Annotated in this window: 22 protein-coding genes; 10 read left to right on the forward strand and 12 right to left on the reverse strand. The window is 69.9% G+C overall.

The genetic code is table 11. The annotated features are described in order from the left end of the window. Window positions 1–140: 140 nt before the first annotated feature. The 3 genes from OHA21_RS11090 to OHA21_RS11100 all read left to right on the forward strand — a co-directional run bounded on the left by OHA21_RS11090 (window position 141) and on the right by OHA21_RS11100 (window position 3,104). Window positions 141–863 (forward strand): DUF6308 family protein, encoded by a 723-nt coding sequence (locus tag OHA21_RS11090; RefSeq protein WP_328472894.1) that lies wholly within the window; start codon window positions 141–143, stop codon window positions 861–863. Continuing rightward, the gene (locus tag OHA21_RS11095) at window positions 860–2,032 is read left to right on the forward strand and encodes a hypothetical protein (protein WP_328472896.1); all 1,173 of its coding nucleotides are present in this window, start codon (window positions 860–862) and stop codon (window positions 2,030–2,032) included. The genes OHA21_RS11090 and OHA21_RS11095 overlap by 4 nt, the downstream gene beginning before the upstream one ends. Before the next feature lie 70 nt (window positions 2,033–2,102). Next, complete coding sequence (locus OHA21_RS11100) at window positions 2,103–3,104, forward strand: NAD(P)H-dependent glycerol-3-phosphate dehydrogenase (RefSeq protein ID WP_328472898.1); 1,002 nt, start codon at window positions 2,103–2,105, stop codon at window positions 3,102–3,104. A gap of 87 nt (window positions 3,105–3,191) precedes the next feature. Here OHA21_RS11100 and OHA21_RS11105 read toward each other — a convergent pair whose 3' ends face one another. Then, complete coding sequence (locus OHA21_RS11105) at window positions 3,192–4,283, reverse strand: sensor histidine kinase (RefSeq protein WP_328472900.1); 1,092 nt, start codon at window positions 4,281–4,283, stop codon at window positions 3,192–3,194. Then, the gene (locus tag OHA21_RS11110) at window positions 4,280–4,939 is read right to left on the reverse strand and encodes a response regulator transcription factor (RefSeq protein ID WP_328472902.1); all 660 of its coding nucleotides are present in this window, start codon (window positions 4,937–4,939) and stop codon (window positions 4,280–4,282) included. Before OHA21_RS11110 ends, OHA21_RS11105 begins: the two co-directional genes overlap by 4 nt. Window positions 4,940–5,079: 140 nt before the next feature. Here OHA21_RS11110 and OHA21_RS11115 point away from each other — a divergent pair, with 140 nt between their 5' ends. Beyond that, on the forward strand, window positions 5,080–5,964 hold the full coding sequence (locus OHA21_RS11115) for a S1 family peptidase (RefSeq protein WP_328472904.1): 885 nt from the start codon (window positions 5,080–5,082) through the stop codon (window positions 5,962–5,964). Between the two features lie 38 nt (window positions 5,965–6,002). Continuing rightward, window positions 6,003–6,587 (forward strand): dihydrofolate reductase family protein, encoded by a 585-nt coding sequence (locus OHA21_RS11120; protein ID WP_328472906.1) that lies wholly within the window; start codon window positions 6,003–6,005, stop codon window positions 6,585–6,587. A gap of 142 nt (window positions 6,588–6,729) precedes the next feature. Here OHA21_RS11120 and OHA21_RS11125 read toward each other — a convergent pair whose 3' ends face one another. The 3 genes from OHA21_RS11125 to OHA21_RS11135 all read right to left on the reverse strand — a co-directional run bounded on the left by OHA21_RS11125 (window position 6,730) and on the right by OHA21_RS11135 (window position 9,663). Further along, entirely contained in the window at window positions 6,730–7,377 is a 648-nt protein-coding gene (locus tag OHA21_RS11125; protein WP_328472908.1) for a phosphatase PAP2 family protein, read from the reverse strand. A gap of 637 nt (window positions 7,378–8,014) precedes the next feature. Further along, the gene (locus OHA21_RS11130; RefSeq protein ID WP_328472910.1) at window positions 8,015–8,872 is read right to left on the reverse strand and encodes a sigma-70 family RNA polymerase sigma factor; all 858 of its coding nucleotides are present in this window, start codon (window positions 8,870–8,872) and stop codon (window positions 8,015–8,017) included. Then, window positions 8,845–9,663 carry an alpha/beta hydrolase fold domain-containing protein gene (locus OHA21_RS11135; protein WP_328472912.1) on the reverse strand — a complete coding sequence of 273 codons (819 nt, stop codon included), beginning with the start codon at window positions 9,661–9,663 and terminating at the stop codon, window positions 8,845–8,847. Before OHA21_RS11135 ends, OHA21_RS11130 begins: the two co-directional genes overlap by 28 nt. Before the next feature lie 48 nt (window positions 9,664–9,711). On the opposite strand from OHA21_RS11135, the gene OHA21_RS11140 reads away from it, so the two are divergent. Next, window positions 9,712–9,900 carry a hypothetical protein gene (locus tag OHA21_RS11140; RefSeq protein ID WP_328472914.1) on the forward strand — a complete coding sequence of 63 codons (189 nt, stop codon included), beginning with the start codon at window positions 9,712–9,714 and terminating at the stop codon, window positions 9,898–9,900. Here OHA21_RS11140 and OHA21_RS11145 read toward each other — a convergent pair. Next, the gene (locus OHA21_RS11145) at window positions 9,879–10,229 is read right to left on the reverse strand and encodes a YybH family protein (RefSeq protein WP_328472916.1); all 351 of its coding nucleotides are present in this window, start codon (window positions 10,227–10,229) and stop codon (window positions 9,879–9,881) included. The genes OHA21_RS11140 and OHA21_RS11145 overlap by 22 nt on opposite strands. Window positions 10,230–10,293: 64 nt before the next feature. On the opposite strand from OHA21_RS11145, the gene OHA21_RS11150 reads away from it, so the two are divergent. After that, the gene (locus OHA21_RS11150; protein ID WP_328472918.1) at window positions 10,294–11,262 is read left to right on the forward strand and encodes a helix-turn-helix transcriptional regulator; all 969 of its coding nucleotides are present in this window, start codon (window positions 10,294–10,296) and stop codon (window positions 11,260–11,262) included. Here the strand turns inward: OHA21_RS11150 and OHA21_RS11155 are convergent. The 4 genes from OHA21_RS11155 to OHA21_RS11170 all read right to left on the reverse strand — a co-directional run bounded on the left by OHA21_RS11155 (window position 11,250) and on the right by OHA21_RS11170 (window position 14,085). Beyond that, window positions 11,250–11,888 (reverse strand): GNAT family N-acetyltransferase, encoded by a 639-nt coding sequence (locus tag OHA21_RS11155; protein ID WP_328472920.1) that lies wholly within the window; start codon window positions 11,886–11,888, stop codon window positions 11,250–11,252. The genes OHA21_RS11150 and OHA21_RS11155 overlap by 13 nt on opposite strands. 527 nt (window positions 11,889–12,415) lie before the next feature. After that, entirely contained in the window at window positions 12,416–13,114 is a 699-nt protein-coding gene (locus OHA21_RS11160) for a hypothetical protein (protein WP_328472922.1), read from the reverse strand. Then, window positions 13,107–13,595 carry a SigE family RNA polymerase sigma factor gene (locus OHA21_RS11165; RefSeq protein ID WP_328472924.1) on the reverse strand — a complete coding sequence of 163 codons (489 nt, stop codon included), beginning with the start codon at window positions 13,593–13,595 and terminating at the stop codon, window positions 13,107–13,109. The genes OHA21_RS11160 and OHA21_RS11165 overlap by 8 nt, the downstream gene beginning before the upstream one ends. A 52-nt stretch (window positions 13,596–13,647) precedes the next feature. After that, window positions 13,648–14,085 carry a hypothetical protein gene (locus tag OHA21_RS11170; RefSeq protein WP_328472926.1) on the reverse strand — a complete coding sequence of 146 codons (438 nt, stop codon included), beginning with the start codon at window positions 14,083–14,085 and terminating at the stop codon, window positions 13,648–13,650. 62 nt (window positions 14,086–14,147) lie between these two features. On the opposite strand from OHA21_RS11170, the gene OHA21_RS11175 reads away from it, so the two are divergent. Continuing rightward, complete coding sequence (locus tag OHA21_RS11175; RefSeq protein ID WP_328472928.1) at window positions 14,148–15,029, forward strand: DUF5996 family protein; 882 nt, start codon at window positions 14,148–14,150, stop codon at window positions 15,027–15,029. Here OHA21_RS11175 and OHA21_RS11180 read toward each other — a convergent pair. After that, window positions 15,026–15,514 carry a hypothetical protein gene (locus tag OHA21_RS11180; RefSeq protein WP_328472930.1) on the reverse strand — a complete coding sequence of 163 codons (489 nt, stop codon included), beginning with the start codon at window positions 15,512–15,514 and terminating at the stop codon, window positions 15,026–15,028. The genes OHA21_RS11175 and OHA21_RS11180 overlap by 4 nt on opposite strands. 121 nt (window positions 15,515–15,635) lie before the next feature. After that, window positions 15,636–16,283: a hypothetical protein gene (locus OHA21_RS11185; protein WP_328472932.1), complete on the reverse strand. Its 648-nt coding sequence runs from the start codon at window positions 16,281–16,283 to the stop codon at window positions 15,636–15,638. A gap of 38 nt (window positions 16,284–16,321) precedes the next feature. Here OHA21_RS11185 and OHA21_RS11190 point away from each other — a divergent pair, with 38 nt between their 5' ends. Both OHA21_RS11190 and OHA21_RS11195 read left to right on the forward strand, forming a co-directional pair. Then, the gene (locus OHA21_RS11190; protein ID WP_328472935.1) at window positions 16,322–16,918 is read left to right on the forward strand and encodes a TetR/AcrR family transcriptional regulator; all 597 of its coding nucleotides are present in this window, start codon (window positions 16,322–16,324) and stop codon (window positions 16,916–16,918) included. A 1,516-nt stretch (window positions 16,919–18,434) separates the two neighbouring features. Then, window positions 18,435–21,320 (forward strand): hypothetical protein, encoded by a 2,886-nt coding sequence (locus OHA21_RS11195; protein ID WP_328472937.1) that lies wholly within the window; start codon window positions 18,435–18,437, stop codon window positions 21,318–21,320. Window positions 21,321–21,428 lie beyond the last annotated feature (108 nt).

Below are 21,428 nucleotides of genomic sequence, written 5' to 3' on the forward strand. Positions count from 1 at the left end.
GCGGCGCTCCCGGCTTTCTTCCAGCGAGTTCCTGAAGGCGACTGAGGTCCGCTGACCCACGTCCTGCAAGACCCGGAAGGCAACGAATTCTGCCTGCACTGACCATGCCGCAGTCCGAAGTGGACCCCTACTATGCGGCCATGCCAGCAGACTTGACCGACATCGTTCGCCGCGACGGCGCCCGCTACCTCACGGCGTACTTCGCCGAACCTCCCGCCAGGACGTACACCGGCCGTTGGTTCGAAACGCTGGCAGGCGGCGGCGACCGCGACGACGCATGGGATCGACTTACCGGGGACGACTTGATAGCCGTGGAGATGCTCGATGTCGAGTTCCCTGCCGCTGCCCGCTGGGACCTGATCGACGGAGCTCTCGGAGCCAAGATCAATGAGCACCTTGCGAACATCCCGAGATCGGTGGAAATCACCGACCCGGAGGCGGCGGAACTGTTCTGCGACAAGGGCGACGCCAACCAGGCTCATGAATCGCTCAAAAACGAGAAGTATGACGGGCGGAAAGGCCCCCGCCGCCTCGGATACGTGATCGCGGGCAAGCTCTTGGCCCGCAAACGTCCGTACCTCATCCCCGTCTACGACTCCCGGATCAAATGCCAGTTCGGCCGGCCGGACGCGTTCTGGATTTCGCTGTACGAGCGGTTCACCGGCGACGGCGGTGCGCTGCGGGCGGCGCTGGTCGACGCGCGTTCTACGGCAGGGGTGTCCGACTTGACGTCCGTGCTGCGGGCCCTCGACGTCGTGCTGTGGATGCGTCACGAGGCGTTGTTCGGCAAGTGCCGCACCACCAAGTCTTGCCTGGGCTACAACACTGTGTCCTTGACGCTTCCCCCGGTAGGGCAGCCGTGACAGACGACGGCGTGGCTCACCGCGCATTGCAGTACCTGCTCCGGTCCACCGGGACACCCGAGATCACCACGAACAATCTGCTGCAGGCGCTGCTGGACGAGGACACGATGTTGCGTGCCGCGTTCCTGGAGGAATTGAGTCAGCTCACCGGAGTCGACCTGCGGGACTGCCGGGTCGAGCGGGAGGCGTATCGCAGTGATGCCACTGGGAAGCGCTCCTTCCGCGACTTCCTCATCTCATCGGGCACCAATACGCGGGCCATCGTCGAGACGAAAATCGACTCGGCGCTGACCTCCGAAGACCAGGTCACCCGCTACCTCGACCAACTCGACGAGGGCGGTGCGCTGATACTCGTCACCAGGCAGCCCTTGGTGCGGGGACTGGCTGTACAGGCTTCGGGGCAACTTGGCAACACCCTGCCGATACGCAACGGGGTCCACCGGACCGCTCTGCGAGGGCGCGAGGTACTCGTACTGTCGTGGGGGCGTCTGTTGCGCGCCATCGTGGACCCCGCCGGCAAGCCGTTCCCGGACCTGGTGGCGCTCGCCGCCGCGATCGAGGAACTTCCGGCGTTCGTGCCGTTCACCCCGTTGATTCAGGACATCGCGGTGGGTCAGGCGGTCACACAGATCGTCGATGTGGCCTACGAACTGTGCGCGGCGCTGCCGGCCCGCCTCGAGGAGGCCGGGGTCGACTATGACTGGATCAGCAGGACCCAGAAGTGGGGCCGGGCCGTGTGGGTCTCCCTCGCCATACTGGGGCACGAAATCTGGGTGGGCTACGACAGCGAGCACTGGTCCCGTACGCCCGGCGATCCGCTCCATCCGGAAACCGGCGGGCCCACCGCCGCATTCCCGAGCCCGTTCTGGGTCAGCCGCCACGCCGACGAACCGCGCCGCGCGGTCAAGGAGGTCGAGCTGAGGCGCCGGGCCCGGCTTGACGGACTCGGTGTCGCCCTGCCGTTGCAGGCGCCGCTGGGAACCTCCTTCGACGCGGTCCTGGAGTCGCTGCTCGATCAGGCAGTGCGGCACATCGCGGGGCTGAGCACGGCCCTGCACGCGGATCCGCAGGCGCTGGCCGAGTTTCGCGCGGCGGACACGCAGGAGCTGGCGCCGCAGGATGAGGAACTTGGCGAGCTGATCCCGGGTTCACGCCGCCGGTCGAAATAGCTGATGGACGGCACCCGCAGAGGGTGCCTGCCACCGTATTCTCAACCTCGCGTCCGAGGAGAGGGGAACCATGCGGATCACCGTGCTGGGTGCAGGTTCGTGGGGGACCACGGTCGCGTCCGTTCTGACCCGCCGGGACCATGAGTCGCTGATCTGGGCGCGCAGCCAGGCCACGGCCGACGAGATCAACGCCAAGCACACCAACGATCGTTATCTCGAAGGCTTCCCGCTGCCGGAGCGGCTTCGCGCCACCGCGGACCTCGCCGAGGCGGCCGCCCACGCGGAGCTGCTGGTTGTCGGCGTGCCGACCGGAGCGTTCCGCACCACCCTGGAGGCCGTCCGCCCCGACCTGCACCCGTGGATCCCCGTCGTCAGCCTCAGCAAGGGCCTGGAACGTGACTCCCTGCTGCGCATGACCGAGGTGATCAAGGAGGTGCTGCCGGGTCATCCCGCCGCCGCACTCACCGGTCCCAACCTGGCCAAGGAGATCATGGCCGGCATGGCCGCGGCCACGGTGATCGCCACCGAGGATCTCACCGTCGCCACCGAGATTCAGCGGGTGTTCCGGCGCGGCCTGCTGCGGGTGTACACCAACCACGACGTGATCGGCTGCGAGGTCGGGGGAGCGCTGAAGAACGTCGTCGCGATCGCCACCGGCATCGCGCAGGGCCTCGGCGTCGGCGACAATACCCGGGCCGGGGTGATCTCCCGCGGGCTCGCCGAGCTGACCACGCTGGCGGTCGCGATGGGCGGCGAGCCGACCACGCTGGCCGGGCTGGCCGGGATGGGCGACCTGGTGGCGACCTGCATCAGCCCGCACAGCCGCAACCGGCACGTCGGCGAGCAGCTCGGCCGCGGCCGCAGCCTGGACGACATCCTGGCCGAGATGGGCCAGGTGGCCGAGGGCGTCAAGACGGTCCACGCCGCCGTCCAACTGGCCGACCGGCACGGCCTGCCGATGCCGATCACCCGCACGATCCACCGTGTCATCACCGGGGACATCACCGCCGAGCGCGCCTACGACGGCCTGCTGCGCACCCACCCGGCCGGTCACGAGTCCGAACCGGGCTGATCCGCTACCTCAAGATCATGAACGCGCGATGTCCGAGTAGGTCATTCGCGAGTGCTTCGACTCCTGCCCGGTCCCAAAGGGCGAGTGTTACGCGTCGCCCGCTGGTGGGAAGGACACCTGCACGGTGAGGCCGTCGCGGCCGGTGGATGACGCCGTGATCAGGCCGCCGTGGGCCTGCGTTATCGACCGCGCGATCGACAACCCCAGCCCCGCCCCGCCACTGTGGTCGATCCGGGCGGCCGCCCGCCGCCGGAACGGCTCGAACAGCGCCGCCACCTCCTCCGGCGGCACGTCCTCACCCGTGTTCACGACGACCAGCGCCGGATCATCACCCACCCGGACCGTGAGCGTCCCGTCCGGCCGGTTGTACTTCAGCGCGTTCTGCACCAGGTTCGTGACCAGCCGCTCGAGCAGGATCCGTTCCCCGAGTACCACCCGCGGCTTCAGCTCGCTGCTGATCTTCACCCCGGCCTCCGCAGCCCGCGCCCCGTGCGCGGCCAGCACCTCGGCAACGATCTGGTCGAGCCGCAGCGGCGTCCGCGCCACCAGGCCACGGTCGCTCTCGCTGAGCACCAGCAGGCCCTCGATCAGGCGTTCGTTGCGCTCGTTCGTGGCCAGCAGCTGGGCGGTGAGCAATTCGAGCTGGTCGGCGCTGAGCTGCCCGGCCATGCCGACCTCGATCAGGGTGCGCTGGACCGCGAGGGGCGTACGCAACTCGTGGGAGGCGTCCGCGGCGAACCGGCGCTGAGCTTCGTACCCGACGGCGATCCGGTCCATCATCTCGTCGATGGTGCGCCCGAGCACCGCCAGTTCGTCGCTGCCGGGGCCGGGCCGCAGCCGGTGGCCGAGGTTCTGCGGGCCCACGTTCGCGATCACCCCGACCACATCGCGCAGCGGGCGCAGGCACCACCGTACCGCCGGATAGCAGGCGGCCAGCATGGCCGCCAGCACCAGCGCATGGGTGATGATCGTGGGAATGCTGGGGCGCCGCCAGACCTGAACGCACACGAACGAGGCGTCAGCGCCCGGGGCGCGGTCGATCGGCAGCCGGCACCAGCCGGGCCCGAACTCGTGCCACAGCATGATCATCAGTTCCGAGGCCGGCGTCGCGAGCTGGCCGGCGACCAGCAGGATCGCGCAGAGCAGCAGGATCCGCCGCGCCGGCGAGCCGGCGCTCATGCGCCCAGCCGATATCCGGCGCGGCGCACGGTGTGCAGCACGGGAGGGTCACCCAGTTTGCGGCGCAAGGTCATGACCGTCATCCGTACGGTGTTCGTGAACGGATCGGCATGCTCGTCCCAGGCCTGCTCGAGCAGCTCCTCGGAGCTGACGACCCGCCCACCGGCCCGCATCATCACGTGCAACACCGCGAACTCCTTCGACGACAGCGCCAGCAGTTGCCCGTCCCGGGACGCCGTGTGCCGGGTGCTGTCCAGCACGATCCCGTCCTGCTCCAGCACCGGCGGAAGTGCCGGCGCCGAGCGGCGGGCCAGCGCCTGCACCCGGGCGGCCAACTCGGCGAAGGCGAACGGCTTCGTCAGGTAGTCGTCGGCCCCGAGACCCAGCCCTTCGACCCGATCCCGGATCCCGGCGGCCGCGGTCAGCAGCAGAACCTTCGTGGTGGCACCGCAGTCGACGATCCACCGGCACACCTCGTCGCCGGTGCGACCGGGCATGTCGCGGTCGAGGACAGCCACGTCGTACCGGTTCACGCCGAGCCGTTCCAGCGCGGCCTCACCGTCGTAGACCACGTCGACGGCCATGGACATCCGGCGCAGCCCCTGGGCAACGGTGTCGGCCAGCAGTTGTTCATCGTCGGCCACCAGCACCCGCATCCGTCATCCTTCCGCTCCGGGCCCACGCTGCCACACCACAGGTAAGTGGTTGATAAAGGCGCCGCTGACTCTCACCGGACGTGCCCGCCGGAAACATGGTCGTCCCTTGCCCGTCTCTCGCACCTGCACGGAGGGCCGCCTTGCTCCGAAATCTGAGGAATTGTCTCACGGTTCTCGTGCTGGCCGCCGTCGCTGTCACGGCCGGAGCCCAGCCGGCCGCGGCCATCGCGTACGGCGAGAACGCCCCCGCCGGCGCGTACCGATTCTCGGTCCTGCTCACCATGACCGGCCTGCCCGCCGACGGCGGCGGCACCCGCGACAGCTCCTGCTCCGGCGCGCTCGTCGCCGCCCGCTGGGTGATCACTGCCGGTCACTGCTTCCGCGACCGCGACGGCCGCCGGGTGAGCCATGTGGTGGCCGAGCGGACCATCGCGGCCATCGGCCGCACCAACCTCAAAACCCGGGATGGGTACGAGTCTGAGGTTATCGCCGTGCACCAGGCCGAACACACCGACGTGGCACTGGCCGAACTGGCCGACCCGGTCACCGGCGTGACCCCGATCCGGCTCGCCGCGAGCGCGCCGCAACCCGGCGAAGTCCTGCGGCTGACCGGATTCGGACTGACCGTCGACGGCGGCGCAATCGTGCCCACGAACCGGATGCAGACCGGCCAGTTCACCGTCGATGCCGTCGGCGACACGCTGATCGAAGCCTCCGGGCTCGCACCGCGCGCCGACACCAGCCCGTGCCCGCACGACTCCGGCGGCCCGTACTTCCGCGAACTGCCCGACGGAACCGCCGAGCTGGCGGCCGTGGTGAGCAGCGGCCCCGACTGTCCGCATCCCGGCCCGGACCTGAGCGCCCGCACCGACACCCTCAACGACTGGATCGCCGACACCGTCGACGGCTCCGCCACCCTGCTCAGCCCGGCCGCAATCGTCATGATGGGCGTCACATTGCTCGTCGGCGTCACCGTCCTGTCGAAATGGCGCCGACCCGTTCGTAGCAGTGGCAGAACCCGGTAGAGAGCCGGGTCTGATCCACCGCACTCGAGGAGCGCATCATGACCGCGACCTACACCTTCGACATCTTCATGACCCTCGACGGCTACGGCTCGTACACCAGCGACGGCGACTGGGGCGGCTACTGGGGCAAGCACGGTCCCGAGTTCCTCGACCGCCGCCTCGCCCTGTACACCCCGGACCAGCGACTGGTCCTCGGCGCCAACACGTTCCGCCAGTTCGTCGAGATCCTAGGCCCGAGCCCCGAGGAGTCCACGGTGAACGACCCGGTGAACAACCGGATGCGCAGCATGCCGACCACGGTCGTGTCGACGACCCTGGACGGCCCGCTGGTCTGGCCGAACGCGACGCTGGAGAAAGGCGACGCCGTCGACGTCGTCGCCCGCCTCAAGGAAGAGTCCCCGGTCCCGCTGCGCTCGCACGGCAGCCTGTCGATGAACCGCTCGCTGATGGCCGCCGGCCTGGTGGACCGCATCCAGCTGACCATCTTCCCGGTCATCAGCGGCCGGACCGGCGCCGACCCGATCTTCCGCGACGCCGCCGACTTCGACCTGGAACTGCTCGAGAGCCACACCCTCGACGGCAACACCCAGGAGCTCGTCTACCGCCCCACCCGGCACGCCTGACTCCCGGGGCCGTACGACCCCGTCGTAGCCTGGCGGCGATGGACCTTCTGCTGCGCGCCCGGGAACGGGCCGCCGGTCCCGGGTGGGCTGCTCCGCCCGGCCCTGCTCGGCGCAATGATGTTGCTGGCCTACCAGGCCGGGCTCACGGAATAGTGCTGAGCAGCGGGCCCACCCGCGGGTGGCGCCGCAGCGAGGTCACCAGCGTCGTCAGCGGGCCGGCCGAGAACAGCGCCACGACCGCGGTGCCCGCCACCCCGAGCAGGAGTCCGGCCACCACGTCGTGCGGGTAGTGCACGCCCACGAAGACCCGGGAGAACGCGGCCAGCGCGGCGATCGGCAGCGCGATCAGGCCGAGCCGCCGGTTCACCAGAAGGATCGCGACCAGCAGGGCCCCGGCGATCGTCGAGTGGTTGCTCGGGAACGACCAGTCGCCGGTCGGCGGGCACTCACCGGCGATGATCGACAGGTCGGAGAACGTACGGCAGGGCCGTTCCGCGTCCAGATAGGTCTTCGCCCACTCGCTCAGCCCGTAGGAGAGCACCACGCCCACCGCGCCGCCGAACGCGAGCGCCATGGTCCGCGCCGGCGCGGCCCGGGCCCGCCACCAGGCCAGCGCCCAGATTGCGGCGAGCACCACGATGCCGAACTCGGTGAAGTGCTTCATGAACGCCTGAACCAGCCCGGGGGTGGTGTGTGCCCACGTGACGACGTCCACGTACCACTCGCCGGCGACGTCCGGAACATTGCGGATCCGATCCGCCGCGGTCGCATGCTGCAGTTCCGTTCCCATTTCCCACACCTTCGAATCCGTCGGCCGGCCCATTTCGGGCATGTGGGAAACCGTAGATTTCGTTGACCGTGCAGCCCACCGGCATTCGTCAGGGACGACCCCTTACCAAAGTGGGGGGTGTCCGATCACCTTCTCCGAAACACAGCGGGGCGCGGCACTCCAGCTGGAGTGCCGCGCCGCAGGCGTTCAGGTCATGGGCTGCCACCACCGTTCCCGGCGCTGTCAGCTGAGCCGATGGAAGGGTTCGCCCCGGCAGGTGCAGCTTCAATCTCAGCCGCCTCGAGTTCAGGCGGGCTCTCCGGCGTGAACGAGATCTTGAAGTAGAACCCAACGGCCTTCAAGGCGATCACCGCGTAACCGCGGGCTTCCTGGAGCCGTCTCGCCAGCCACGGTACGAGAAGATTCTCAGCCGGTCGGGCCGTCCCCTTAACAGCCCTAACCCCGTGCGAAGAGAGCAATGCCGTCAGGGCGAGTGGAACTCGCCTGTCGCCAGGCACTGCGGGATTCATGATGGGGGACGCCTCGCAATGATCGGTAGACCGACCGGAGAAGGGTTACGCTGTCCGGGTTACAGCGAGACACGACGACGGCGCGGCACCGATCCGGTGCCGCGCCGCGCGCATGTATGGACATGGCTTCAGCGACTGAAGACGTCCGCCAGTTTCGGGTCACCGAACAGTGTGATCATCAAGATCCCGTCGGCGGCGACCGTCAGCACCGCCACCCCGAACGGCTCGCCGCGGAACCACGCGACCACCGCGGGCTGCCCGTTCGCCTCGGTCGCCTGCATCCGCCAAGAACCCGGCCCTTCCATCGACGGCGTCGCAAATGCCAGGCACTCCTCACGACCGGTGTACACGCGTGCCGCACCAAGCGGCTCGATCGACGCATCCGCCCGCAGCACCTCACGGAACGCCTCCGCGTCCGACGCCTCCCAAGCGGCCATGTACGACGCGAGCAACTGCTGCGCCCGCGGCGAGGACGCGTCCAGCACACCATCGCGAGCCGGCGCCGCCTCGGCGAGCCGCGCCCGGGCCCGCTGCAGCGCACTCTTCACGGCCGGCACCGACATGCCCAGCGTCTCCCCGGTCTCGGCGGCGGAGAACGCCAGCACCTCCCGTAGCAGCAGAACCGCCCGCTGTCGCGGCGCGAGATGCTGCAACCCGGCCACGAAGGCGAGCCGCACGCTTTCCCGCGCCGTCACCAGGTCGGCCGGATCCGTCGGGAACGGCTCCAGGACAAGACCGGAAACCTCGCTGCGCCGTCGGCTGTCGAGCACGTTCAGGCAGGCGTTCGTGGCGATCCGGTACAGCCAGGTGCGCACCGACGACCGCTCCTCGAACCCTTCCCATCCGCGCAGCGCCCGCAGGTACGTGTCCTGCACGACGTCCTCAGCCTCGTGATAGGCGCCGAGCATCCGGTACGCGTGGGCCAGCAACCCCCGGCGTTCCGCCGAGAACGCCGCGGTCAGAGCCCCAGCCGCTCGCGCGCCCATGCCGCCGACCTCCCGATCGCCTCGTCGGCGACCGGGGCACGCCCGGCAGCCATCTGGAACGTGTGCAACTGCCCGTCGAAGACGTCCAGCCGGGCACCGGTCAGCTTCGCGAGGCGCTCGCTGTCACCCCGCCCACTCTCGTCGCCACCGCACTGAATGTAGGCGGGCGGCAGCCCGGACAGGTCAGCGTGGAACGCATTGACCTGCGGCGACAGACCACTCACCCCGTCCGGCAGATACATCTCGATGAGACCCTGCACCATCGGCCGCGTGAAGAACAGGTCCGTGGCCGCGTTGTCGTCATAGGAGGGCGAGCTCTGCGCCGGGTCCATGTCGATCCACGGCGACAGCAACAACAGCCCGGCTGCGCCGGCCGCACGCAGCGAGACCTGCACAGCCAGCCCACCGCCGCAGGAATCACCCGCCAGCACCACCTTCGGGGTACGCCCAACCGCCCATCGGTACGCCGAGACCGCGTCCTCCACCTGCGCCGGATACCGGAACTCGGGCGTGTGCCGGTACGAGGCGAGCAGCACCCGCACGCCGGCCGCTTTCGCCAGATGCCCGTACATCTTGCGGTGGGTGTAGAGCGACCCACCCACGAAGCCGCCACCGTGCCAGGCGACGATCACCCGGTCCGGGTCGGCGCCGTGCGGGCTCAGCCACATCGCCGGCACCCCACCCGCCGACACCTCCAGGTAGTCCAGCCCACGCGGCTCGGCCGTCACATCCCCCCACTGGTCGTCGGAGCCCATGTCCCCGTCGGCCCATCGGGCGTACATCTGCTTCATCGCATCCATGTCCGTGCTGACCGCGGCCGTACCCGAAAGGAATCGGTTTTGAATGTCCCGGTTGCGGGCGGCCCCTCAGCGAGCTACCGGTTCACCCTCTACCGGGCCGCGCACGCCGCGGCGCTGGCGCAGGTCGAGCAGCAGTCCCACGCCGGCGCCGGTCAGCGTCTCCAGGAACGCCTCGGCGGTGAACCCGTAGACGCCGATCGTGGCGGCTACGGGACCAGCACCGGCTGATCGACGGCCCACAGCCATGATCCGTCCGGCTGGCGACGGGCCACCTCGACGGTCATCTCTCCGGTGGTCAGCGTGGACGCGGTCAGCGCCAGATCACCGCTCACCAGCGCCAGATGCTGCCGGCCCGGCTGCAGCACCGGCGCCGCGGCGACGAACTGCTCGTACACCTTGCGGATCTCCGCGTGCCCGGTCGCCAGGTTGCCGGGCGGGAAGGCCAGCACGGCGTCCGGTTCGTACAGCGCCACCAGCCCGTCGACGTCTCCCGCATTAGCCCGCTCGATGAAGTATTTGCCCAGGTCGTTCGGCTCGGTAGCCACGTTCTTCGTCATGGGAGCAAGCCTCGCAACCAATACACGACAACCTGTGTCGTGTATTCCTGGCATGATTCCGGCCATGCGCGCCGACCGGTTGGTCTCGCTGGTGCTGCTGCTGCGCCAGCGCGGCCGGCTGTCAGCCACCGCGCTGGCCCGCGAGCTGGAGGTCTCCACCCGCACGGTACTGCGCGACATCGAGGCACTGTCCGCGGCCGGAGTCCCGGTCTACGCCGAACGTGGCCGCAACGGCGGTTTCGCCCTGCTGCCCGGCTTCCAGACCGAACTCACCGGCCTCAACCACGACGAGGCGCTCGCCCTGCTGGTAGCCGGGTCACGGCGCGGCGCGCAGGCCTTCGGTCTCGGTTCGGCGCTTGCCTCGGCGATGCTCAAGGTGATCGACGCGCTGCCGGAGAGCTACCGGGACACCGCGGCCGGCGCGACCCAGCGCCTGCTCATCGATCCGGAGACCGACCTGCTGGCCCGGCGGCAGGTCGCGGAGGAGGTGCCCGACACCATCGTGGCCGAGGTGCGCCGCGCGGTGTTCGCCGGGCACAAGCTGCGCATCCGCTACGCGGCCGTGGACCAGAGCCCGCAGTGGCGCACAGTGGATCCGATCGGCCTGGTCACCGTACGCGAGCAGGGCTATCTGCTGGCCACCAGATCCGGCGCGGACCGCACCTACCGGCTGTCGCGGATCCTGGCCGCCGAGGAACTCGCCGAGGCCGCCCAGCGCCCCGACCGGGTCGATCTGGGCCGGGCCTGGCAGGAACGCAGCACGCGGTTCCGCACGGGCGGAGACCAGGTCACGGTACGCGTGAGGCTGCACCCGGCCCGCCGCCAGGACCTGGTCGCCACCGCCCTGGCCGTCCTCGCCGAGCAGACCGACCCGGACGGCTGGCAGCGCCTGGAGGTGACCTTCCAGGACGCCCGGCACGCCGAATGGGCCCTGTGGCAGCTCAGCACGAACGCCGAAGCCCTGGATCCACCCTGGCTGCGTACCGTCCTCCGCGACCGCGCCGCCGCGATCGCCACCCGCTACGCGGGGTAGACCATGTTCTGCTGATGCAGCCGCCGCCCGTCGTACCGGATGCCCGGCACCACCGGATTCGGCCCGTGCTTGACGAAGCCCATCCGCTCGAAGAACCGCACCGCCCGCGTGTTCTCGACCAGCGTCTGCAGGTGACATCCCGGAACGTCGAACTCCGCCAGCCGGTCCAGCCACCGCCCCATCAGCGCCGCCGCCGCACCCGTGCCCCGAGCCTCCGCAGCGACGTTGATGTGCAGGTGCGCCGGCCACCGCGCGTCCTCAAAATCACCCGCAGTCGGCTCCCGCCGAACCATGACCCCGATCCCGTCGCGGGCCGCGCGCAGAAAGAACCCCATCGGCCGCCGACGCAGAAACAGCCGGTGCCCGGTGACCGCCTTGCTCATCCGCGCGCTCTCACTGGGAAACCGTCCGCTGTCCAGACATCCGGCGAGATACCCGACCATCTCGCCATCAACAAAGGCAAGAAGCAAAGACTCAGGCTCAAGATCCATGTACGGGGTGAGGTACACAGCCGCCTCAGACTCCTCATGCCCCCACAGCGACTCGGTCGGCGACCCTTGCCCGGCCCGCCCGAACAACGCCCGCAGCCCGTCCCGATCCCGCTCGGTGAATGCCCGGATCTCCATCCCCATGAATGTAGGGACCCGAGACCACCGCTGCGAACCACCGATCACGCACCCGCCCGCCAGCCCTGTCTGCCAAGCCGCGAGACAGCACCTCCGCACGCCCGACTGATCAACCGAGCGCTACGAACGACCGTAAGTCCCAGCCGGGCCCTGTTTCCGGGCTTTCCGATCATCGAGCTGGCAGCTGCGCACCCTTCCGGCCGCCGGAAGCAGCAACAGCACCCAGCCGATCCCGCAAACCGGCCTGGCGGACCACCGAGCTGGGAGCTACGGCGGCCAGCATGATCCAGGAATCGCCGAAGCCGCGCCTCGCCGCCGCAGGGCTACGGCGCCGCGCAAACAACCGTGAGCGTCAGCTGCGCGGCCCAGCTGGCTTCCAAGGCTGTTTCGGCGAGCGGGAAACGACCGTGAGCGCCAGCTGAGCGGGTCCGGCTGGCTTCCAGGGCTGTTTCGGCGGGCGAGAGACGACCGTGAGCGCCAGCCGGACCGGGTATGCCGTGGCCGGCGGGGTGGGACAGCGACCGCTGCTATGGGTAGCGGGTGAGGTGGGCGACAGCGGAACGTCCGAAGGCCACCTCGTCCGGCTCCAGCGCAACGTAGGCGAGGTGCTTCAACGACGCGGCGCGGAGCGTGGCCGTGCTCGGGGCCGGATCGGCGGAACAGGCCACCCGCAGCCTCGTCGAGGTCGGACCGGTCGTGGCCGGAGCCGGTCCGTGCTGGCCCTGAGCCGCGGTCCAGAAATGCACCTCGACCGTCCCCTCCCCGACGCACAGCACGTCCAGGGTGTACTCGCCGGTCTTGTTCATGTTGGATCCACCGCCGACGTGCCCGCCGTTCCCCGCTTTCAGGGGGCCGCCGCCGAAGAAAGCGACCACATCCTTGCCTTCCTCACGGCGTTGCCGGTTGTCCAAGACCGAAGGGATCCCGAGCTTGGCCTGAGCGGCAGCGTAAAGACGGTCGAGTTCGGCGTCGGACAGCACCGGCCGGGACGGATGCGCGGCCGGCGGCGGGGCGGAGCGGTCGACGCCGCCCAGCCCGGCGAACGCGATCCCGCCGGCCAGGACGGTGCCCACCCCGGCGGCGACCATCGCGACCGCGGTGCGGCGCCGCGACCGTACGGTGCGCATCGCCTCTTCCGTCCCCGGCGGCCGCACCCGGGTCAGCATCGTGGTGTGCAGGTCGGCGAAGACGTCCCGGGTCTGCTCCTCGGTGTACTCCTCAGGCATGTGCTTCCTCCGTGGGAACCGGGCCGAGGCGCTCGGCGAGTTTGAGGCGGCCGCGGTACAGCCACGACCGGACGGTGTTCTCGGACACCGACTCGCGCTCGGCGATCTCGGAGACGGGCAGGTCGGCGAGGTAGCGCAGCACCATCGCCCGCCGCTGCACGGCCGGCAGGGTGGCGAGCGCGTCGACGAGTGCGATCCGGTCGGGTTCGGGCCCGTCGACGACTGGCTCGCCCCGCGAGCGGATGTGCAACGTCCGCATGGCACGGATCCGTCGCCACCGGCTGGTGGCGAGGTTCCAGGCGACCCGGCGCACCCAGGCGGCCGGGTCGTCGTAGCCGGAGATCCGCCCCCACCGGGCGAGCGCCCGGCAGAACGCCTCCTGCACGACCTCCTGCGCCTCGTGCTGGTCGCCGAAGTAGGCGTACACCTGCACGGTCAGGCTGCCGTAGTGCGCTGCGTAGAACTCGTCGAAGTCCGTCATCGGCCACTACACGCTGGGAGCCGCCGGAATGGTGCGCTCGATCGGAGGAATTCTAGGTTTCGCTGCGCCGCAGCCGCCAGGTCACCCAGAGCAGGAGGATCGCCAGGACCACTTCGATGCCGAGGCCGGTGCCGACGCCCAGCGCCTCCAGCACCGAGAAGTTGTCGAAGTGCGTGACGTGGAAGGTGAAGTGGGTCGCCGCGTACACCAGGTAGCCGGTCAGCGCCGCCAGAGCGACGTTGTCGTCGCGGGTGATCGCGGCGATCAGCAGGACCGCGGTCAGCGCCAGCCCGAGCCCGCCCACATCGGTGACCAGATGCTCGTTGTACGGCGGGTCGAGCCGCACCGTCGGGAAGTTGTCGTAGAACGATCGGGGGAGGAAGTACTGCCAGGCCGAGACCAGCGCCTGCAGCCCGGCCAGCGTGAACAGCCCGGCCCGCAGCTGCCGGCGCAGCGACGACACGGCGGGGGTGGCGTTTCCAACAGTCATGTCTGATGGACTGGGCAGACTGCAGAATTGTGACAGCGCCCGCCGAACGAGGGGAGACGTTGATGTCGCCGTGGCCACGACTGCGCGTACCGGATTGGGCCGACACGAAAGACACCCTGCACATGTGGATGCAGATCGTCGGCAAGGTCCGGATGGCGCACGCGCCGTTCGTCAACCACTGGTGGCACGTCACGCTGTACCCGAGCGCGCGCGGCCTGACCACCTCAGCCGTGCCGCACGCCGGCGGCGCTTTCGAGCTCGAGTTCGACTTTCTCGCCCACCAGCTGCAGGTCCGGACCAGTGCGGGCGGCTCCGCCGCGGTCGCCCTGGAACCGAAGAGCGTGGCCGTCTTCTACGCCGAGACCATGCAGGCGCTGGAGGCGGTGGGGGTGCCGACGCGTATCACCGCCGCGCCCAACGAGGTGGACCCGGCCACACCGTTCGCCGAGGACGAGGTGCACCACAGCTACGACGGCGAGGCCGCGCAGAAGTTCTGGCGGCAGCTGCTGCAGGCCGACCGGGTGATGAGTCAGGTCCGGTCACGGTTCTACGGCAAGGCGAGCCCGGTGCACTTCTTCTGGGGTGCGATGGACCTGGCGTACACCCGCTTCTCCGGCCGCATCGCGCCGCCGCATCCGGGCGGCGCGCCCAACTGCCCACCTTCGGTGATGCGCGAGGGTTACTCGCACGAGCTGGCCAGTTGCGGTTTCTGGCCGGGCGGCGGCCAGGAAGGAGCCTTTTACGCGTACGCCTACCCGCAGCCGCCCGGCTATGCCGACCATCCCGTGCTGCCCGCCGAGGCCCGCTTCGACCACGAGCTGGGCGAGTTCCTGCTGCCCTATGAAGCGGTAGCCGAGGCCTCCGACCCCGATGCCGCGCTCACCGCCTTCCTGGAGTCGACCTTCGCCGCGGCCGCGACCCTGGCGGACTGGCCGAAGATCTAGGCGAAGCAGGGCACCTTGACGCTGCCGGCGAACTCGGCCGTCCGCGACGGCGACGGCCCGATCCGGTAGATGACGTGTTCCTTGCGTGACACCAGGCCGCAGCTGTCGGCGTACGAAAGGTCCTCGATCCAGACCTCCTGCCCGGTGGCGCCGATCGCCGCCGTCCAGGCTGCGGCCAGCGCCATCTGCTTGCCCAGCTTGCACGCCGCGCTGGTCCCGGCGGTCTTCGCGCTGATCTGCGACGAGTACGCGGCGATCGCCGGCAGTCCGCCACGGCCCTTGAACTTCTTCATCTTCCCGACGACGTCGTTGATCCCGCAGGTCACCGACCCGACCGCCGCGGCGTTCAGGAAGTTGTGAACGATCTGAACGGTGTCGTCACCGCCGTAGTACTGGCCCGAGGCGGCCTGCGCGGTCGCCGGTGAGGCAGCCACGATGAGTGCCGTGGTGACGGCGACGGTGCTGAGGATCGTCTTGTTCCGCATGGTTTGCTCCAGGTGCACGCGTTGTTTCGGACATGAGCGCATACCTGCGGAGGACAGACACCGTTCGACGGCCGGGCCCGGTTCACCCGATCCAGCGATCCGGATCGGTCAACGAGCGTCGTCAGCGGTCAGAAAAGGCTGGGCGGCGTGCTCCGAACCGGACAGATGGCCGGAGCAGCGCCACCCCGTACGCGATCAGCCACACCACCCAGAGCAACCAGCCGACCAGGCCGAGCAGACCGATCGGCCCCGGGTTCTCGATGACCAGCGGGCCGAGCACCGCCGACGCGAACTGCAGGGCCGCGGCCGTCAGCCCCAGCCCGGCCTGCCACCGGCGGATCAGCCCGGCATGCAGGCCGGCCAGCGACAGGCCGAGCATTGCCAGCGCCAGGAACGTCCCGTTGAAGACGAACAACGCGTCGTGCAGCGCCCACAGCCCCGGATCCGGCGTGCTGGTCAGCGCGAGCCGGGTGGCCATCACGCCGGTGAAGGTTAGGTTCTGCATGAGCAGGCCGGCGAAACCGGCGACGGACCACGCGCTGCGCAGCTCGGCAACCAGGCCGGCGCCGAACAGCGTGGCCAGCACCCACGCCACCGGCGCCACGGCTGCCGCCACCCGGACCACCGTGGCGTGCCCGTCGAAGAAGGTGAGGGCTTCCGCGGTGCCGGTGCCGGTGGTGGGCATGCCGGCCGGGACGAGGACGATGTTGAGGGCGACGATCAGCACGGCGAAACCGATGCCCGCCGCGCCTGCGAGTTGCCGAGTCATATATTGAATATAGGAGGCGTAAAGTGAAAGGGGAAGGCATGCGGAAGTACGAGTCGCTGCGCCGTGCCACCCAGGCGGCACAGACCCGCAGCGAGATCGCCGCAGCAGCCCGCCGCCTGTTCGTCGCCCGCGGCTGGGCCGCCACCACCGTGCGCGACGTCGCCCGCGAGGCCGGCGTCTCGGTGCCGACCGTCTATGCGGCCTACGGCAACAAGACCGGCCTGGTCCAGGCTTTGGCCGAGGCCGCCGACAACGCCGCCGGTCCGGAGCAGTCGCTCGCCGAGATCGAGGCCGCCGCCGACGACCCGGTACGCCAGCTCGCCGCGATGACCGGCTACGACCGCCGCCTCTACGAGAACGCCGGCGACCTGATCCTGCTGGTCCGCGAGGCCGGCCGCACCGAGCCGGCCCTGGCCGACGCCTACCGCGAAGGCCGCCGCGGCGGCGACCAGACCCGCCGCCAGGTCTTCGACTCCTGGCCGTTGCGCAGCGGCCTGGACCTGGAGACGGCCGTCGACATCTACGCCGCAATCTGCAACGTCGACGTCTACACCACCCTCACCACCGAACGCGGCTGGCCCCCGGCCCGAGTCGAGCAATGGTGGACGGAAACCTTGGCCCGCGAGCTGCTCTAGAGAGCTCTCCGAGGTCAGCCTCAGCTTTCCGGTTCCGGCGTTTCGGGGGTACGAGCTACGCCGTCCCACCTCAGTCGTGGCCGTTCCCGCCGTTCCACGCGAGCCGGCTGCCGGGTCACGGCAGCCGACGCGACCGCCGGGCTCACCCTGCTGGTCACGCTCAAACCGCATCCGGCCGGCCGAGCCGCGACCTCGGCGCTGGTCACGCTCGAACCGCATCCGGCCGGCCGAGCCGCGACCTCGGCGCTGGTCACGCTCGAACCGCATCCGGCCGGCCGAGCCGCGACCTCGGCGCTGGTCACGCTCGAAGCAGCATCCGGCCGACCGGCCGAGCCGCGACCGCCGCGTTGGTCACGCTCGAAGCCGCATCCGGCCGGTCGGCGGTAGACAGCGCTAACGCGCGGCCGGGGCTGCTTTTGGAGGCTGTTTGATCACTGGGCCGCGCACCAGCGCTGCCTGCCGGGCGGTGAGACAGCGCTACCGCAGGGCCCGGTGATCAACCAGGCCGAAAACAGCGCCTCAGCCGTCCGTTGGCGCCGTCACCCGCTCCAGCGCTGGTCCTGCCTTCCCGACTGGCACGGAGAGTGGCTTGCGGAGCCGGAAGTAGTGCCCGCCTCCCGGTAACCCGGCGCCTATTGGCGGCAAGCGTCGCGACCCGGGCATTGCAGTGCCGGCCTCGCAACCCGGGCATCGCAGTGCCGCCTCGCAACCCGGGCATTGCAGTGCCAGCCTCGTAACCCGGGCATTGCAGTGCCAGCCTCGCAACCCCGGCATAGCAGTGCCAGCCTCGCAACCCGGGCATAGCAGTGCCAGCCTCGCAACCCGGGCATCGCAATGCCGGCCTCGCAACCCGGGTCTGAGCGTGGTGTCCGGTTTGAGGCCGGTTGATCGGGCCGTGCGATAGCGCTGTCACCCGCAGACTCGGTAGCCGGGCGGCTGTGGTTTGAGTGTGACCGGCAGGGTGAGCCCCAATGCCACCGGATCGCCGTCGCCACTCCGACCGGTTGATCATGAGGCTGGGGGCGCGATGCCTGGTCTGGCCGCACGCCGAGGCGCAAGATGAACTGGGTGGCATTGGGGTGGGCCCGGCGGCCGCGCTGGGTGCCGTGACCCGATGCCCGACTCGCGGGGAGCGCCCGGCTCTGGCTACGACGGTGTGAAATGGCCCCACCATGACGGCTCGAGTTGGACCCACCTCGTTGATCGATGACGGCTCGAACTGGCCCCACTCGGCGTTCTCCGGGACGACTTCTGGCTGGTCGAAGGCGGGGCCAGTTTCAACCGTCATGGTGGGGATCTTGGCGAGGGTGGAGCCACTTGAAGCCGCCCTGGTGGGGCCAAATACAACCGTCGTAGCCACGGCTCGCGGGGAGCGCCCGGCTCGCGGGGAGCGGCGGGAACGGTCACGATCCGGCGGGCGCGGTGTGGCGGGTACCCCGAAGGAGCGGGACCGAAAAGCTGAGCCGGGGGCCCGGAAGCATCTAGCGAACCGCGCGCGCGTGATCTATAAAGTGCCATGCGCCGGCTGCTGGTCGTGTTCTTGTTGCTGTCGCTCGGCGCCGGGATGGCGTACGGGCTGGACAGCGCCCTGCGTCTGTCGTGGACTCCGGCGCAGGTCATGCCCGAGCCGCCGACCGCCGTGCCGCAGCAGCGCACCGCCGTCGCGCCCGCGATCGGCGTGGTGACGCTGAACCGGCACACCCACCGCCTCGACACCGCCGCCCGGGCCGTCACCGCCGCCGGCCAGAACGCGAAAGGCGTCCTCACCGTCACCGTGACCGGCGACAGCGACGACGAGAGCTACCGGCTCGACCGCGCCGGATCCGGCTTCACGCTGACCGCGGCGGGGGAGTCCGGCGCCGCGGCCGGCCTGTACGCGGTCGGCGACCAGCTGCGCTCCGGCGTACCCCTGAGAACCGGCAGCGTGACCCCGGAGCTGGGCCTGCGCCTGACCGACGCCGGGTCCGTCGGCCGCGAGGCCGACCCGGAAGGCTGGCAGGGCGGCACCGACTACTCGCTGAACTCCGACATCGTCACCTCGGCGCTGCTCCCGCAGGCGCCCTGGGTCGACCCGGCCGCGGTCGACGAGATCGCCGCCGAGTTCCGGCAGTTCATCGACCACTCCGCCGCCCAGGGCTACAACGGGGTCGTCGTGCCCGGCTTCCTGGAGTACGTCACGTTCGGCGAGACCGTCTATGTGGCTGGGGACCCGCACATCGCCCGCGCGCAGGCCATGGTCCAGGCGTTCCGGCCGGTGTTTCAGTACGCCGCGGACATGGGCATGCGCGTCTACTTCATGACCGACATGCTGGCGCTGTCCGGCCCGCTCGAGGCCTACCTGGAGACCCAGGACGACCCGTGGCCGATCTACCAGGCCGGGCTGCGCGAACTGTTCGCCGGCATGCCGTTCGCCGCCGGCCTGATGATCCGCATCGGCGAGGGCGGTTCGGCCTACCAGGCGCCCGGCTGGGACTACTACTCGCAGATCGCGGTGACCACGACCGAGCAGGTCCAGGCGATGCTGAAAGCGTTCCTCGCCGTGGCCGGCGAGACCGGTCGGGACATCATCTTCCGGACCTGGACGGTCGGCGTCGGCGCGGTGGGGGACCTGCACACCAACCCTGATTCGTACGCCGAGGTGCTCGGCGATCTCACCGACCCGCACCTGATCGTCTCCACCAAGTTCACGCTCGGCGACTTCTACAGTCACCTGCCGCTCAACACCACCCTCACCGTGGGACCGCAGCGGCGCATCGTCGAGTTCCAGGGCCGCCGCGAGTTCGAGGGCTTCGGTTCGCTGCCCAACGATTTGACCGCCCTGCACGCCTCCGCGCTGCGGGAACTGCTCGCCGCCAACGAGAACATCGAGGGTGTCTGGTTCTGGACCCAGGACGGCGGCCCGCTGCGCGCGGGCCCGAGAACCCTCTATCTGCGTACGGGCTTCTGGCAGCTCTACGACCTGAACGCCTACGCGATGGGGCGCCTGGCCCGCGCCCCGGACGCCGACCCGGGCGAGGTCACCGCCGACTGGGTGCGCCAGACGTTCTCCACCGACCCGGGGACGGTGGCCGCGATCGTCCGGATGTTCGCGGCATCCCGAGAAGCCGTGACGAAGGGTCTGTACCTGACCCCGTACGCGGACTATGCCGTGAAAGCCCTCGGCCTCGAACCGCCACCCATGATGTGGATCTTCGAGTGGGACATCGTCACCGGCGACTCGGCCGTGCTGAGCAGCATCTACGAGATCAGCCGCGACGATCTGGACGCCACGATCGCCGAGGGCGACCGGGCCATCGCCGTCGCCGCGGAGCAGCGCACGCTGGTGGCCGGCACCGATCCGGCGTCCTGGCGCGACCCCGCCCTGCGCATGCAGCTGCTGGACGCGCTCGACTACCAGAGCGATCTGTACGCGACCCTCGGCGCCTACCGCACCATGTTCCTGCGGCGCACGCAGTGGCTCGACACCGGCTCCGGCACGGCACGGCAGCAGTGGGAGGCCGCGGAGATCGCGTACGCCGAAGCCCGCGACACCTACGTGCAGAAGTGGGACGGCGACCTCGACCTGCCCGCCTACAACTTCACCGCCGCCGACCTCGGCTCGGACCGTTTCGACCGCGACCCGGCGATGGCGATCCTGGCCGCCGTCCTGCTCGCCCTGCTGCTCATCTCCGCCCTGGTGCCCTGGCCGCCGATCCGCGCCCTGTGGCGCGCCGCGAGCATGCCGTGGAAGGCGCCGCCCGCACCGACCCGCACGGCCCGCTGGGTCGCGATCCTGCTGCCCGCCGCGGTGCTGCTGCTCAGCCGCGAGATCTTCACCTGGTTCGCCGCCCCCGCCCACCTGCTGGCCACCCTCGGCGCCTGGCTGGTCTTCGCCCTGGTGGCCCGCCTGCTGGTCCGCGGCCGCGACCCGTACGCGATGTGGACGGTGATCGGCGGCGTCGCCCTGCTGCGGACCGTGTTGCTGCTCGCCGTGCTGGCGGCTCGCGGTCCCGGCCACTACTGGCTGGGCTTCTGGACGAACCCGGGCGCGCGCACCGCCTACGTGATAGTGGCTTTTGCGGGTTTCGCCTGGCTCTTCGTCGCCACCGGATCCGTTCTGCGCACGCAATATGCCTGGTCACGCCGCCGGGTCGCCGGCGGTGTCCTGCTCGTCCTCGGCGCACCGATGCTCGCCCTCGGCGTCCTGATCTGGTCGGTCGGCCTGGAGACCGCGCTGAGCACGTGGAACGACCAGATGGCGCTGCTGCCCTGGGGCCTGCACCGCATTCTCGGCATCGTCACGTTCCTCGGCATCCCGCCCGCCCTGCCGGTCTGGATCACCGCGTTCGGCGCCGGCCTGGTGCTGCTCGGCGCCGCCACCTCTTTCGTGCCGATTCGAAATGTGCCGGTAAAACAGCCATGACACGCCGCTCATCGATCATTCGAGAAACCGCAGATCAAATAGCCTCCGCACATAGATTGTGAGATCTGCGGCACCGATTTGGTATGTCCCAATTGGATCGGTAGACGG

Origin of the sequence: Actinoplanes sp. NBC_00393 (genome assembly GCF_036053395.1) — a bacterium.
Lineage (GTDB): Bacteria > Actinomycetota > Actinomycetes > Mycobacteriales > Micromonosporaceae > Actinoplanes.